Here is a 13,560-nt window from a genome sequence, read left to right on the forward strand (position 1 = left end):
CCGCGGGGGCCCCCCCCGTTCTCCCCCCCCGCGGCCGTGTTCTCGCGCGGCGCGGGCTCGTACCTGTGGGCCCGCCCCCCCCCCCACACCCGCGGGGCCGGGGCGGGGGGGCGCGGCGGGCCCGACGGTGATGTCCAGGAAGGGCGGGCTCAGTTGACCGTCGCCGGGTCGGAACCGATTCGCCGGTCCTCGTTCAGGGCGGAGATCGCCGCGATGTCCTCGGTGTCCAGGGAGAAGCCGAAGACGTCGATGTTCTCCCTGATCCGGGACGGCGTCACGGACTTGGGGATCACGACGTTCCCGAGCTGGAGGTGCCAGCGCAGGACGACCTGGGCCGGGGTGCGGCCGTGCTTCTGGGCGATGGCGACGATCGCCGGGACCTCAAGGAGGCCCTTGCCCGAGCCGAGCGGGGACCACGCCTCGGTGGCGATGCCCCGCTCCGCGTGGTACTCACGCGCCGCGAGCTGCTGGAGGTGCGGGTGCAGCTCGATCTGGTTGACGGCCGGGATGACGGACGTCGCCTCGAACAGCGAATCCAGGTGCTCCGGCAGGAAGTTGGAGACACCGATGGCCTTGGCCCGGCCGTCCGCGAGGAGCTTCTCGAAGGCCTTGTACGTGTCGACGAACTTGCCGCGGGCCGGCGACGGCCAGTGGATCAGGTACAGGTCCACGTAGTCCAGGCCGAGCTTCTCCAGGGACACGTCGAAGGCGCGCAGGGTCGAGTCGTACCCCTGGTCGGCGTTCCAGAGCTTGGTGGTGACGAAGAGCTCCTCGCGGGCGACCCCGGAGGCGGCGAGGCCCTTGCCGGTGCCCTCTTCATTGCCGTAGATCGCGGCTGTGTCGATGCTGCGGTACCCGGCCTCCAGCGCGGTGGCGACCGCCCTCTCCGCCTCGTCGTCCGGGACCTGCCAGACGCCGAAACCAAGCTGCGGCATCTCGACGCCGTTGTTCAGGATGATCGGGGGGACCTTGCTCACGAGCTCTCGATCCTTCAGTCGTCGGGTGGAACCTCCATCGTCAACGATCACCGCCCGTGCCGCATTCCTGCTCGGGGTATTCGTCCCCCGGACCGGCGCCTGGCGCCCCGGTTTGGCCGGAAACGGATCCGAGATAGGCCCGCGCGACCTTCGGGTCGGCGTGCACCTCGGCGGGGGTCCCCTCGGCGATGACCCGGCCGAGGTCGAGGACGACCACGCGGGTGGAGAGGTCCATGACGAAGGCGACATTGTGCTCGACGAGGAGCACGGCGCAGTGCTCCTCGGCCGCGAGACGCCGGACGACGGCCGACAAGCGGGCGATCTCCTCGTCCGTCATCCCGCTCGCGGGCTCGTCCAGCAGCAGCACCCGCGGCGGCTCCGCGACCGCACGCGCCAGTTCGGCCATGCGCGCCAGGCCCACGGGCAGGGTCCCGGCGTACTCCCCGCCGACGGCTTCGAGACCGCAATCGCGCAGCACGGCCGCCGCCCGTTCCCGGCGGGCCCTCTCGTACCCGCGCCGGGTGGGCGCCGCCAGCAGATCCGCGGGCAGACCGCCGCCGCCCCCGTGCCACTCCTGCGCGACCACCAGGTTGTCGGCCACCGTGAGCTGGCCGAAGAGCTGCCGGCGCTGGAAGGTGCGGCGCATGCCGTGGCGGGCGCGCCAGACGGGGGAGCGGCGCGTGATGTCCGTGCCGTCGAGCAGGACGCGCCCCTCGTCGGGACGACGGACGCCGGAGAGCGCGTCGAAGAGGGTGGTCTTGCCGGCGCCGTTCGGGCCGATCAGCCCGCAGACCTCGCCGGGGCGCACGGCAAGGCTCACTCCGTCGAGGGCGCGGACGCCGCCGAAACGGACACCGATGCCCACGGCCTGAAGGACAGGCGTGTCGTCGTTCACGGCCGCGTCACCCCTCGGCCCGGGGCTCGCGCCGCCGTGGAGTCCCCGCCGCCGGCCGCGAGCCCCAGGTACGCCTCCGTGAGCCGGTCCGCCTCCACCGCGGAGCGCGGCCCGCACCAGGTGACCCGCCCCCGCGTGAGATACGCGACCGTGTCCGCGACCCGGAGCACCTCGGACGCCTTCTCCTCGACGAGCAGCAGCGCGGTGCCCGCCTCCTTCAACTCGGTGAGCAGCAGGAACACCTCCTCGACGACGCGCGGGGCCAGTCCGAGCGAGGGCTCGTCCGCGATCAGCACGGCCGGCGGGCTCTGGAGGAGCGGCGCGAGCGCGAGCATCTGCTGCTCGCCGCCGGAGAGCGAACCCGCCAGGACGCCGCGCCGCGCGGCGAGGACCGGGAAGCGGGCGTACACGGCGTCGCGCTCGTCCCGCGCGCGCAGCCGCAGGGCGAGGTTCTCCTCGACGGTGAGGGAGGGGAAGATCCCGCGTCCTTCGGGCGCGAGCACCACCCCCGCCCGGGACCGGCCGACGGCGCCCTGACGGGTGGCGTCGCGTCCGGCGACGTACACCTGGCCGGTGAGCGGCGCCAGGACCCCGGCCGCGACCCGGCAAGTGGTGGACTTTCCGGCGCCGTTGGGGCCGAGGAGGGCGAGGATCTCACCCGGCCGGACGGTGAGGCCGACGCCGTGCAGGACGGGCGCGCCCTCGTAACCGGCGCGGACGGCGCGCAGTTCGAGGGCGGCCGTCGACGGTGCCGGGAGTGTCCCGCCCTCGGCACGCCGTGTCGGGAGCTTCTCACCCTCGGCACGCGGTGCCACGAGGGTCTCGCCCCCGGCACGCGGGGCGGGCCCCGACGGCGCGGTGGCCGCCCGGCGCCTGCGGTGCAGCCTCGTGGACACCGCGGCGGCGTATCCGTCCGGGTCGTTGGCCAGTGCGAGACCCGCCAGGCCGAACAGGACCACCGGCAGATGCGAGGACTCGGTGACGTACTGCGACAGCAGGTGCGGTACGACGGCGTAGACGAGCCCCGCCACCACGGCGAACTGCGGACGGCGTACCCCGGCCGCCACGACCACCGCGAGCCAGACCAGCCCGGTCATCGCGGTGAAGTCGGTCGCGGTGACCCGGGTGCTGTACGAGGCGTACATGACGCCGCCGAAGCCCGCGAGCCCCGCCGACAGCGTGAAGAGCGTGAGCTTGACGCGGATCACCGACACCCCGGATGCCATCGCCGCGGCCGGCGCCGAGCGGACCGCGAGCATCGCCCGGCCGGACGGCGAGTTCCGCAGCGCGCTCAGGGCCGCCACCGCCAGGGCGACGAGCACGATCATCGCCACGCCCATCGCGCGGTCGTCGCCGAGATCCACCGGCCCGAACACCGGCCGCGGGATGGCCCAGCCGGTGTCGCCGTTCCTCAACCAGCCCATCTGGAAAAGGACTTGGTCGGCGAGGAAGGCCAGTGCGAGGGTCGCGAGCGCGAGGGAGCGGCCGCCCACCCGCAGGGCGGGCAGCGCCACCAGCGCGCCCAGCGCCGCCGCCGCGCAGGTGCCCACCGCCGCGGCGGCCACGAACGGCCAGCCGTGGCTCATCAACAGCCCCGCCACCAGCGCCGCGCCCGTCACGAACGTCGCCTGCGCCAGCGACACCATCGCGCCGAGCCCGGTGACCACCGAGAAGGAGACGAACACCAGGGACAGCGCGAGCCCTTGGGTGAGGATCCCGCTCCAGAAGGGGGTCGTGACGGTGTAGAAGGCGGCGGCGAGCAGCAGTGCGGCCACCGCCCAAGGACCCCACCGCCGTCCCCATGACAGCCCGGCCAGGTAGTCCACCGGCGGCGGGTCCGTCGCCGCCGCCGTGCCCGCCGTCCGTTGCCGGCGCGTCAGGACCAGCAGACCGGCGAAGAGGATCAGGAACGGGACAGCCGTACGGAATCCGGTGACGTGCTCCGCGAAGGCGGCGTACCCGGCGACCAGGTTCTGCAGCACCCCGAGACCGAGGCCCCCCGCGAAGGCGAGCGGTACGGAGACGAAGCGGCCGAGGACCGCCGCGGTGGCGGAGACGAAGAGGAAGAGGGTGAAGTCGTGGGCGGACAGGCCGAGAAGGGGAGTGGCGAGGACGCCCGCGAGCCCGGCGAGCGCGGACGACAGCATCCACGCGATGGACGACAGCCGGTCCGCGCTCATTCCGCGCAGCTCCACCAGGGACCGGTTGTCCACGGCCGCGCGGAGTCTCAGCCCCAGCGGAGTGTGCCGCATCAGAATCCAGAGGCCGGCCGCGACGACGGCAGTCGCCACCCAGGTGATCAACTGGTCGGAGTCGACGCCGACCCCGTCCGTCAGCTGCCAGGACCTGGCCGGGCTCGGCCCGACGCCGGGAAGCCCGAACTGGTTCTCGGCGGGGCTGACGGACACGCCCGCGTCCCCGAGGAGTTCCACGATCCAGAGTCCCAGCGCGGGCAGCGCCACCAACAGGCCGATGGTGGCGACGATCTGGGCCGTCTCACCCACCCGGGCCAGCTTGCGGAACATCAGCCGGTCGAGTGCCCAGCCGAGTGCGGGCGCCACCACGCCCACCACCAGGAGGGCCGTCGGCAGGGCGGGCAGGCCGAGTCCGGTGTGGAGTTCGTGGAAGACGAGCGCGCACAGGTACGCGGTGGCGCCGTGCGCGAAGTTGAACAGGCCCGAGGCGGAGTAGGACAGCACGAGCCCGGTGGCCAGCAGGGCGTACAGCGCGCCCGAGACCAGTCCGCTCAGCACGAATCCCAGCAGGTCCGACATAGCGAGTCCCTCTGCCGGCGGGCTACTTGAAGGGAATGGGGGAGTAGCACCGGAACGGCGCCGACACGACGTACTCGCCGTCCTTGAGCTGGACGAGCGCCCCGCAGCCGAACGACTCGCGCTGCCCCCGCGGTTCGCTGCGGTCGCCGACCATCGTGTCCTTGTCGGAGAAGCCCCGCGCGGCCTTCTGGAAGGACGCCACCGTCAGGTCCTCACCCGCCTTCTGGGCGATGGCGAGGAAGAGATCGGCGGACATGTACCCCGTCATCATGTGCATGTTGAAGGGGACGTCCTTGCCTGCCGCCTTCCCGATGTCCGCCTTGAACCGCGCCATCGCGGCGCTGTCCTGCTCGAAGGGCTGGAACGACAGCAGGACGTGCACCCCGTCGAGCGCCTTGCGCGTCGCGCTGTTGGCGAGCAGCGAGGGGTCGTAGTCGGTGGGGTCGGTGAGCAGTCCCGCGTACCCGGTGCGCTTGAGCGCCGTGAACAGGCCGATGTTGTACGGGGTCTGCATCACGGAGACGACCGCGTCCGGGGCCTCGCCGCCATCGCTGCGCAGGATCTCCTTCGTGTACGCCGACCAGTCGCTCGGCACGGCTCCCGCGGGCACCGACGGCTTGGCGAAGGTCACCCGGTAACCCGCCGACGCGAAGCTCTGCCGGTACGTGCGGATGGCGAAGGTGCCGGCGTCGCTGTCGTTGGCCAGGATCGCCACGGACTTCCCCCGCGAGCCGCCGGTCACCTGCTTGAGCCCCTCGGGCCAGGTCTGCGAGATGGTGCCGCCGGGCATCGGCACCATGCAGCCGCCGAAGCCGTAGATGTAGGAGGGCCCGCAGAACGAGGGCAGCGTGCCCCAGCCGAAGGTGGGGACCTTCTGCTGTTGCAGGAAGTCGGCGCCGGAGAAGGTGGTGGAACTCATCGGCGCGATCGCGAACACCTCGTCCTGCTGCACGAGTTTGCGCGCGGCGGCCAGGTTCCTGGCGGGGTCCTGCCCGTCGTCCTCGGCGCCCAGGTAGTCGACCGTCCTGCCGTTGACGCCGCCCTCCGCGTTCGCCCGGTCGAAGCGGGCCTTCGCGCCGAGGTCGGTGTCCTTCTTCGAGTACCCCGTGGCGGTGGTCATCGAGACGATCCCGCCCACCCTGATCGAGTCGTCGGTCACCCCGCGTACGGAGCTGCCCGCCTTGTCGGAACTGCCGCCGCTGGACGCCGAGTTGCAGGCGGTGGCCGTGAGCAGCACGGCGGCCGCGGCGGCGGCGATGGTGCGGATCGGTCGCGACACGGTCGGTCCCCCTCCGTAGCGAGTGACCGAAGTGTGCGTGGGATCTGACGGACCGTCAATATCTGCCGCACCGGGAAGTGACGGGCCATCAGATCGCGTGGAGCCGGGGCTCAGGCCTGATACAGCGCCTCGACCTCCGAGGAGTAGGCGTTCTCGATCGCCTTGCGCTTCAGCTTCAGCGAGGGCGTCAGCAGGCCGTGTTCCTCGGTGAACTGGTTGGCCAGTATCCGGAACGTACGGATCGACTCGGCCTGCGACACCAGGGTGTTGGCGGCGACCACCGCCCGCCGCACCTCGGTCTCCAGGTCGGGATCGCGCACCAGGTCGGCCGCGGACAGCGGAGGCTTGGCGCGCATCTGGAGCCAGTGCTCGACCGCTTCCGAGTCGAGGGTGACGAGCGCGGCGATGTAGGGGCGGTCGTTGCCGACCACGATGCACTGGGCGACCAGCGGATGGTCGCGTACGCGCTCCTCCAGCACTCCCGGCGAGACGCTCTTGCCGCCCGAGGTGACCAGGATCTCCTTCTTGCGCCCGGTGATGGTGAGGTAGCCGTCCTCGTCGAGCGCACCGAGGTCGCCGGTGGCGAGCCAGCCGTCGTGCAGGGTGGCGTCGGTGGCCTTGGGGTCGTTCAAATACCCCTGGAAGAGGTTGTCTCCGCGCAGCCAGATCTCGCCGTCGTCCGCGATGTGCACGGTGGTGCCGGGGATGGCCTGTCCCACGGTGCCGAACCTGGTGCGCTCGGGCGGGTTGGCGGTCGCGGCGGCCGTCGACTCGGTGAGCCCGTACCCCTCGTAGATGAAGACTCCCGCGCCCGCGAAGAACAGCCCGAGCCGCCGGTCCATCGCCGAACCGCCCGACATCGCGTGCTTGACCCGCCCGCCCATGGCGGCCCGCACCTTGGAGTAGACGAGCTTGTCGAAGAGCTGGTGCTGCATTCGCAGGCTCGCCGAGGGGCCGGGGCCGATGCCCCACGCCTTCTCCTCGATCGCCTCCGCGTACCGGACGGCGACCTCGACGGCCTTCTCGAAGGGGCCCGACCTGCCCTCCTTCTCGGCCTTGCGGCGGGCGGCGTTGAAGACCTTCTCGAAGATGTACGGGACGGCGAGGAAGAACGTCGGTTTGAAGGCGGCCAGGTCCGGCAGCAGGGCGGCGGCGTTGAGCTGCGGCTGGTGCCCGAACTTGACCCGGCCACGGATCGCGGCGACCTGCACCATGCGCCCGAAGACGTGCGCGAGCGGCAGGAACAGCAGCGTGGCCGCCTCGTCGCCGCGCTTGGAGTGGAAGACCGGTTCCCAGCGCTCGATGACGGTGTCCGCCTCGAACATGAAGTTCGCGTGCGAGATGACACAGCCCTTGGGGCGTCCGGTGGTACCCGAGGTGTAGATGATCGTCGCGACCGACTCGGGCGTGACCGCGCGCCGGTGCCGGTGCACCACCTCGTCGTCGATGTGCGCGCCCGCCTCGTACAGCTCGTGCACCGCGCCCACGTCGAGCTGCCACAGCTTGTGCAGCTGCGGCAGCCGGTCGACGACGGTGGCGATCGTCATCGCGTGGTCCTCGTGCTCCACCATGACGGCCGAGACCTGCGCGTCGTGCAGCATCCAGAAGACCTGCTCGGCCGAGGAGGTCGAGTAGACGGGGACGACCTGGGCGCCGATCGTCCACAGCGCGTAGTCGAAGAGCGTCCACTCGTAGCGCGTACGGCACATGATCGCGACCCGGTCCCCGAACCGGATCCCCTGGGCGAGCAGTCCCTTGGCCAGAGCGAGCACCTCGTCGCGGAACTCGGCGGCGGTCACGTCACGCCACTGCCCCTGGTCGTCCTTGCGCCCGAGGGCGATGTGCAGCGGATCCTCCTGGGCATGATCGAATACGACGTCGGCCAGGCCGCCCACCGGCGGCGCCGACGCCAACGGAGGGTTGGTGAACTCGCGCAATCCCGCTCCTAGTGGCGCTCCGCACAGCGCCGTGAAAGCTACCCCAAGGTGGGGCGGGGCGGGAGGGGGGCCGAAGCGCCGATGGGCGGCGCATCGCCACTGGTCAGTCGCGGAAATGCCCGCACATGGGGAAGGGCCGGACAGAATCTCCTACGGCTCCGTAGGTTTCGGTCCCGTAATCTCCACCGAATCTGTACGACCCGCCGGGCCTCGGGTACAGGATGCGGAGGCTCCCCTTCCGGGCGGCGAGGGTCACCCAGGGTCACCGGAGAGGGCCGGTCCACGAGCGCCGGAGTCCCGCGAGTGGCCGTCCGGGAGTCCGGGAGTCCGGGAGTCCGGGACTTCGGGACTTCGGGGAACCGGTCGAGGCGACCCCATGCTCCCGCGCCGGGTCGAACAACTCACTCGCGCGGGCTTCGCGCGCCGCCGCCCCGGCCCTCCGGGCGGCTCAGCCGGTCCCCGCCGCCGAGGATCGCCGCGGCGAGCGCGTCGGCCGCGCCCTGCGCCGCCGTCCGCCGCCGCCCGTGCACCAGGACGAAGTCGACCTCGCCCAGCTCCGGAAGCCCAGCCCGCTCCGGGACCCGGACCAGGCCGGGCGGGATCAGGCCCCGGGAGTGGGCCATGACGCCGAGTCCGGCGCGGGCCGCCGCGACGAGTCCGTTGAGGCTGCCGCTCGTGCACACGATCCGCCACGACCGGCCCTGGCGCTCCAGGGCCTCCAGCGCCAGCGCCCGGGTGATGCCCGGCGGCGGGTAGACGATCAGCGGGACCGGCCGGTCGGGGTCGAGGCGGAGGCGTTCCGCGCCGATCCACACCAGGCGGTCGTGCCGGACGAGTTCGCCGCGCGGGTCCTCAGGACGCCGCTTCGCCAGCACCAGGTCCAGTTTTCCCGCCGCGAGATGTTCGTGGAGCGTGCCGGACAGCTCGACGGTCAGTTCCAGGTCGACCTCGGGGTGGTCGTACCGGAAGCCTTCCAGAATCTCCGTCAGCCGGGTGAGGACGAAGTCCTCGGACGCCCCGAACCGGAGCCGGCCGCGCAGCCGGGTCCCGGTGAAGAACGCCGTCGCCTGCTCCTGCACGTCCATCAGCCGACGCGCGAAGCCGAGCATCGCCTCGCCGTCCTCCGTGAGCTCCACGGAGTGCGTGTCACGCGTGAACAACTGCCGGCCGGCGGCGTCCTCCAGACGGCGTACGTGCTGACTGACCGTGGACTGGCGCACCCCGAGGCGCTGGGCGGCCCGGGTGAAGCTCAGGGTTTGCGCGACCGCGAGAAAGGTACGCAGCTGGGACGGGTCGTACATGGTCCGGAGCTTATCGCGGAACGTGATGACAGTCAGAGCGGTGTGCAGGATTCCCGATCGCGTCGCGGAGGAGGACGATGGAGAGGGCACGAGCCGACCTCAGACGACGACGTACTGAACCGCGCACAGAACGAAGCAGTGGAGAACCGTGACACGCCTGAAGTGGCCGAGTTGGATGCCCGTCGACCCGTACATCCTGCTGCTGCTCGGGACGGTGGGTCTGGCCGCCCTCCTCCCGGCGCGGGGTACGGGTGCCGACGTCGCCTCGGGTGCGTCGACCGCCGCCATCGCCTTCCTGTTCTTCCTCTACGGAGCGCGGCTCTCCACCCGTGAGGCGATGGACGGGCTGCGCCACTGGCGGCTGCACACCACCGTCCTCGTCTGCACCTTCGTGGCGTTCCCGCTGTTCGGCCTCGCCGCGCGCGGCCTGGTGCCGGTCTTCCTGACCGACCCGCTCTACCAGGGCCTGCTCTTCCTCACGCTGGTCCCCTCGACCATCCAGTCGTCGATCGCGTTCACGTCGATGGCGCGCGGCAACGTGCCCGCCGCGATCTGCGCGGGCTCCTTCTCCTCGCTGGCCGGCATCGTCGTCACCCCGCTGCTCGCGGCCTCGCTGCTCGGCGGCAGCGGCGGGGGCTTCTCCGCGGGATCGCTCGTGGAGATCGTGTTCCAGTTGCTCGTGCCGTTCGTCGCCGGACAGGTGCTCCGGCGCTGGGTCGGCACCTTCATCGCCCGGCACAAGAAGGTCCTCGGGTACGTCGACCGCGGCTCGATCCTCCTCGTCGTCTACACGGCGTTCAGCGAGGGCATGGTGCAGGGCATCTGGCACCAGGTCAGCGCCGTCCGGCTGGCCGGCCTGCTGCTCGTCGAGGCGGTACTGCTCGCCGTGATGCTCGCGCTCACCTGGTACGGCGCGAAGGCGCTGGGCTTCAACCGCGAGGACCGCGTCACCATCCAGTTCGCCGGTTCGAAGAAGTCCCTCGCCTCCGGACTCCCCATGGCCAGCGTGCTGTTCGGCGCGCACGCCTCGCTCGCCGTGCTGCCGCTGATGCTCTTCCACCAGATGCAGTTGATGGTCTGCGCGGTGATCGCCAAGCGGCGCTCCCGCGATCCCGAGGTGGTCAGAGAGCGGACCCCAGTCGCAGAGTCACGAATCGTGGCCGGTACAGCGACACGTTCCGGCTGAGATTGGCCTGCGCCGAAGTCCCCGTCGCGTCCAGCCAGTTGACGTCGTAGCTCAGCACGACCCGTTCGTCGTCGCTCAGTTCCGTGTGCACCTGCGGGTTGTACGCCGCCACCTCGCCGTCGGGGAGGTGCGGGTCGAAGCTCCGGGTGGGGCCGTGCCAGGGGCCCGTCGGCGAACACGCCCAGTAGGAGGTGACCGTCGTCAGCCCCGCCGCACCGGACGCCATCGTGAACAGCACGTACGTCCCGTCGTCGCGCAGCACGCTGAACGCGCTGCCCACCCCCGTACGCTGCCCGTCGCCGAGGACCGGCCGGGGAACCGCCCGCACCGTCCAGCGCTCGCCGTCCCAGTACTCCCAGGCCCCCGGCTCGGCGAGTCCGCCGCGCGGCACCCGCGCCACGTACGCCTTCGAGGCGGGCCGGGAGGTGGCCTGTGCGTCGTCGCCGCCGAAGACGTACGTCCAGTCGCCCTCGTCGACCGCCGTGGTGCCGAACAGCACGCGCCGGGCGGGATCCGCGACCGAACGCTGGTCCAGGACCGTCGTGATGCCCTCGACCCGCAGGTCCGGGAGGGAGAGCGTGGCGACCTCGGTGGCCGTGGGCACCCCGTAGATCCACGGCGCCTGGCCCGCCGTGCGGGTCCACAGCAGGACGCGTACGACCTGGTCCAAGGAGCCGGGGGAGCGCGGCTCGACGCGCGCCGCCACCGGCCAGCGCCACTGCTGCGGCGCCGGATCGGGGAAGACCGGGGCGGGCAGCGTGCGCTCCAGGCGGCCGGACTCCGACATCACCACGGCCGAGTTGCGCACCAGCGGGGTCGAGACGTCGCGCCAGGCGTAGGACTCGCCCACCGGGTTCGGCGGCGCGTACACCCGGCCGAGGTAGGTGTCGGAGAACAGCCACAGCAGCCGCCCGTCCGGCAGCCGCACCGAATGGGTGCCGTCCCCGCCGGTCCAGTCGTCGTCGCGGGCGGCGTCGTCCCCGTACCGCGCGAACTCGCCCGTGATCCGCTCCTCGGCGGTCCAGGACGTGAAGGTACGGGCCGTGCACGCGCCGCCGCCCTCCCGGTCGTCGTCCGGGAGGGCGGTGAGCAGCGCGGCGGCGCAGACCAGGGCCAGCAGGATGCCGAGCCCGGTCCCGTTCCGCCGTCGTGCTCCTGCGTCGTGTGGCACGCACGGGACGTTAGCGGGCGCTTCGCACGCGGTCCATGGGCAGCCACAGCACGGTGTCCTGCGTCACGGGGAGAACGCCGTAGGTGCGCAGGTCCATCACCTCGTCGTCGCTCAACGCCCGTGCGTCGACCCGTACTTCGTCGATCGTGCCGGTGAAGTGCGCCCGGCCGTCCATCCGTTGGCCCACGTGCACCCCGAAGGGGGAGTTCCGGCTGACGGATCCGGGCAGGTCCGGTGCGCTGGTCGCCGTGCCGTCGATGAAGAGCGTCAGCCTGCCGTCGCCCCGGCGCAGCACCAGATGGTGCCACCGGCCGTCGTTGTGGGCGCCCGTGGTGCGTACGGACCTGGTGGTGGGGGCCGCCGCGCCGTCCCTGGTGGTGATCAGTCCGGTGATCCGGTTGTTCGCGGGCTCCGCCCGCAGCCACACCTGCGGCTGCGAGTTGCCGGAGCCGCCCATCCACAGCAGCGGCTGTTCACCGCTGGTGGCCGTGTAGCGGAACCACAGCGAGGCCGTGAAAGGCTCCGAGCCGAGCGGGAGTTGTCCCCGGTAGGGCAGTCGTACGGCGTCGTCGGCGCCGTCGAAACGGAGCGCGCCGCCCAGGACGCCGGGCGTCTGCTCGGGACCGCCCAGAGCGGCGGCCGGTTCGGCGCCGGGCGCGAAGTCGATCGTCGTCGGGTCCGGGCCACGGTCGGGCGCCAGCCAGTCCTCGGTGAACCGGGCGAAGCGGATCTCGTCGCGCGCGTCGGCGGTGCCGCCCTCGTACAGCAGGCCCGCGGTGCCGGAGTCGATCTCCACGAGGTCCGAGTAGCCGGCCCAGTCCTTGGTGACGACCGTGCCGCGGTCCACGCTCTCCCAGGTGGCGCCGTCGTCGTACGAGGAGCGGATCATCATGGTCCTGCGGCGGTCCGGGTCACCCGGACAGGCGAGCAGCAGCCGGTCGCCGAAACGCAGCAGGGAGCCCTGGACCTGGGGCGCGTAGAAGTCCGGGATCTCCTGGAAGGGCGCCGTGAAACTGTCGCCGCCGTCGGAGCTGACGGCCTGGGTGCGGTGACCGAGGTCCACGCCGTCCTGCTCCCGCCCGCTGACCAGGACGGACCCGTCCGCGCGTTCGGTGAGCGCGATCTCGGACGGCTTCTGGCGGAAGGTGCCGTCGTCCGCGATGGGCCACGAGTCCGTCGCGCCGATCCGCCAGTGGTCGCCGCCGTCGTCGCTGGTGATCAGCGCGGCGTGGTTGGCGGTGGGCCGGTTCCCCTCCCATGTCTCGGTGTTGACGCCGAAGACCAGCCGGCCCGCGTGCGCTCCGGCGGTCAGCTGGAGACCGTGCACGGGGCCGGTGGCGTACCAGGAGTTCCACTTGGCCGGCAGGAGCTCCTCGCTCAGGTCGCGCGGCCGCGACCAGGTGAGGCCGTCGTCGTCGCTGTGCTGCATGTGCGGGGTGCGGTCGCAGGGGACCGAGCAGTTCGCGCTGTCCGTCCGGCCCGTGTTGTACGTCTCGGCCAGGAGGATGCGGCCGGTCTCGCGGTCCACTACGGGCGCCGGGTTGCCGTGGGTGTCGCCGCCGCCGTCGTTGACGACCTGGAGAGGGCTCCAGGTGCGTCCGCCGTCGGTGGACCGCTTGACCACGATGTCGATGTCGGCCGCGTCCCCGCAGTTGAGGACCCGGCCCTCGGCGAACGCCAGCAGGGTCCCCTTGGCCGTCCGGACGACGGCCGGGATGCGGAAGCAGGCGTATCCGGGATCCTGCGAGGCCTTGAAGAGCACCTGCTGCTCGAAGTCACCGGCCGCCGCGGCCGGTTCGGCCCCGGCCGGAGCGGGCAGCGCGAGCAGCGAGGCGGAGGTGAGCGAGACGGTGAGGGTCAATCTGAGACGAGCACGGAGACTCGACGGCATGGTGCGGCCCTGCCCTTCGTACGTCTGGACATCTGGAGACGAGGTACCAGGGCCGGGGTATCGCTTCGCCGGGGTTGCTCCGTGCAGCGGTCACGCAGCGCCCTCCTGTGGCGGTCAATCGTTGGGGGTCCCAACGATATGCAAAGAAC

The 13,560-nt window shown here is 71.8% G+C and carries 9 protein-coding genes; 1 reads left to right on the top strand and 8 read right to left on the bottom strand.

Going from position 1 to position 13,560, the window contains the following annotated elements:
• Nucleotides 1–149: 149 nt before the first annotated feature.
• The 6 genes from ACIP79_RS32170 to ACIP79_RS32195 form a co-directional block, all read right to left on the bottom strand.
• The gene (locus ACIP79_RS32170) at nt 150–935 is read right to left on the bottom strand and encodes an aldo/keto reductase (protein ID WP_401229211.1); all 786 of its coding nucleotides are present in this window, start codon (nt 933–935) and stop codon (nt 150–152) included.
• A gap of 82 nt (nt 936–1,017) precedes the next feature.
• Nucleotides 1,018–1,872, bottom strand: coding sequence for an ABC transporter ATP-binding protein (locus ACIP79_RS32175; RefSeq protein WP_401228841.1), 855 nt, complete (start codon nt 1,870–1,872; stop codon nt 1,018–1,020).
• On the bottom strand, nt 1,869–4,646 hold the full coding sequence (locus ACIP79_RS32180; protein WP_401228843.1) for an ATP-binding cassette domain-containing protein: 2,778 nt from the start codon (nt 4,644–4,646) through the stop codon (nt 1,869–1,871). Before ACIP79_RS32180 ends, ACIP79_RS32175 begins: the two co-directional genes overlap by 4 nt.
• A 22-nt stretch (nt 4,647–4,668) precedes the next feature.
• Nucleotides 4,669–5,925, bottom strand: coding sequence for an ABC transporter substrate-binding protein (locus ACIP79_RS32185; RefSeq protein ID WP_401228845.1), 1,257 nt, complete (start codon nt 5,923–5,925; stop codon nt 4,669–4,671).
• A 110-nt stretch (nt 5,926–6,035) separates the two neighbouring features.
• Complete coding sequence (locus ACIP79_RS32190; protein ID WP_401228846.1) at nt 6,036–7,862, bottom strand: AMP-dependent synthetase/ligase; 1,827 nt, start codon at nt 7,860–7,862, stop codon at nt 6,036–6,038.
• A gap of 401 nt (nt 7,863–8,263) precedes the next feature.
• Nucleotides 8,264–9,163 (bottom strand): LysR substrate-binding domain-containing protein, encoded by a 900-nt coding sequence (locus tag ACIP79_RS32195; RefSeq protein WP_401228848.1) that lies wholly within the window; start codon nt 9,161–9,163, stop codon nt 8,264–8,266.
• A 148-nt stretch (nt 9,164–9,311) separates the two neighbouring features.
• Here ACIP79_RS32195 and ACIP79_RS32200 point away from each other — a divergent pair, with 148 nt between their 5' ends.
• Nucleotides 9,312–10,349, top strand: coding sequence for a bile acid:sodium symporter family protein (locus ACIP79_RS32200; protein ID WP_401228850.1), 1,038 nt, complete (start codon nt 9,312–9,314; stop codon nt 10,347–10,349).
• On the opposite strand, the gene ACIP79_RS32205 is transcribed toward ACIP79_RS32200, so the two are convergent.
• Both ACIP79_RS32205 and ACIP79_RS32210 read right to left on the bottom strand, forming a co-directional pair.
• Nucleotides 10,285–11,520, bottom strand: coding sequence for a hypothetical protein (locus ACIP79_RS32205; protein WP_401228851.1), 1,236 nt, complete (start codon nt 11,518–11,520; stop codon nt 10,285–10,287). The genes ACIP79_RS32200 and ACIP79_RS32205 overlap by 65 nt on opposite strands.
• A gap of 10 nt (nt 11,521–11,530) precedes the next feature.
• A complete protein-coding gene (locus ACIP79_RS32210) occupies nt 11,531–13,411 on the bottom strand; it encodes an exo-alpha-sialidase (protein WP_401228853.1) in 1,881 nt (626 codons plus the stop codon).
• Between the last annotated feature and the right edge of the window lie 149 nt (nt 13,412–13,560).

This window comes from Streptomyces sp. NPDC088747 (assembly GCF_044751025.1).
Classification (GTDB): domain Bacteria; phylum Actinomycetota; class Actinomycetes; order Streptomycetales; family Streptomycetaceae; genus Streptomyces.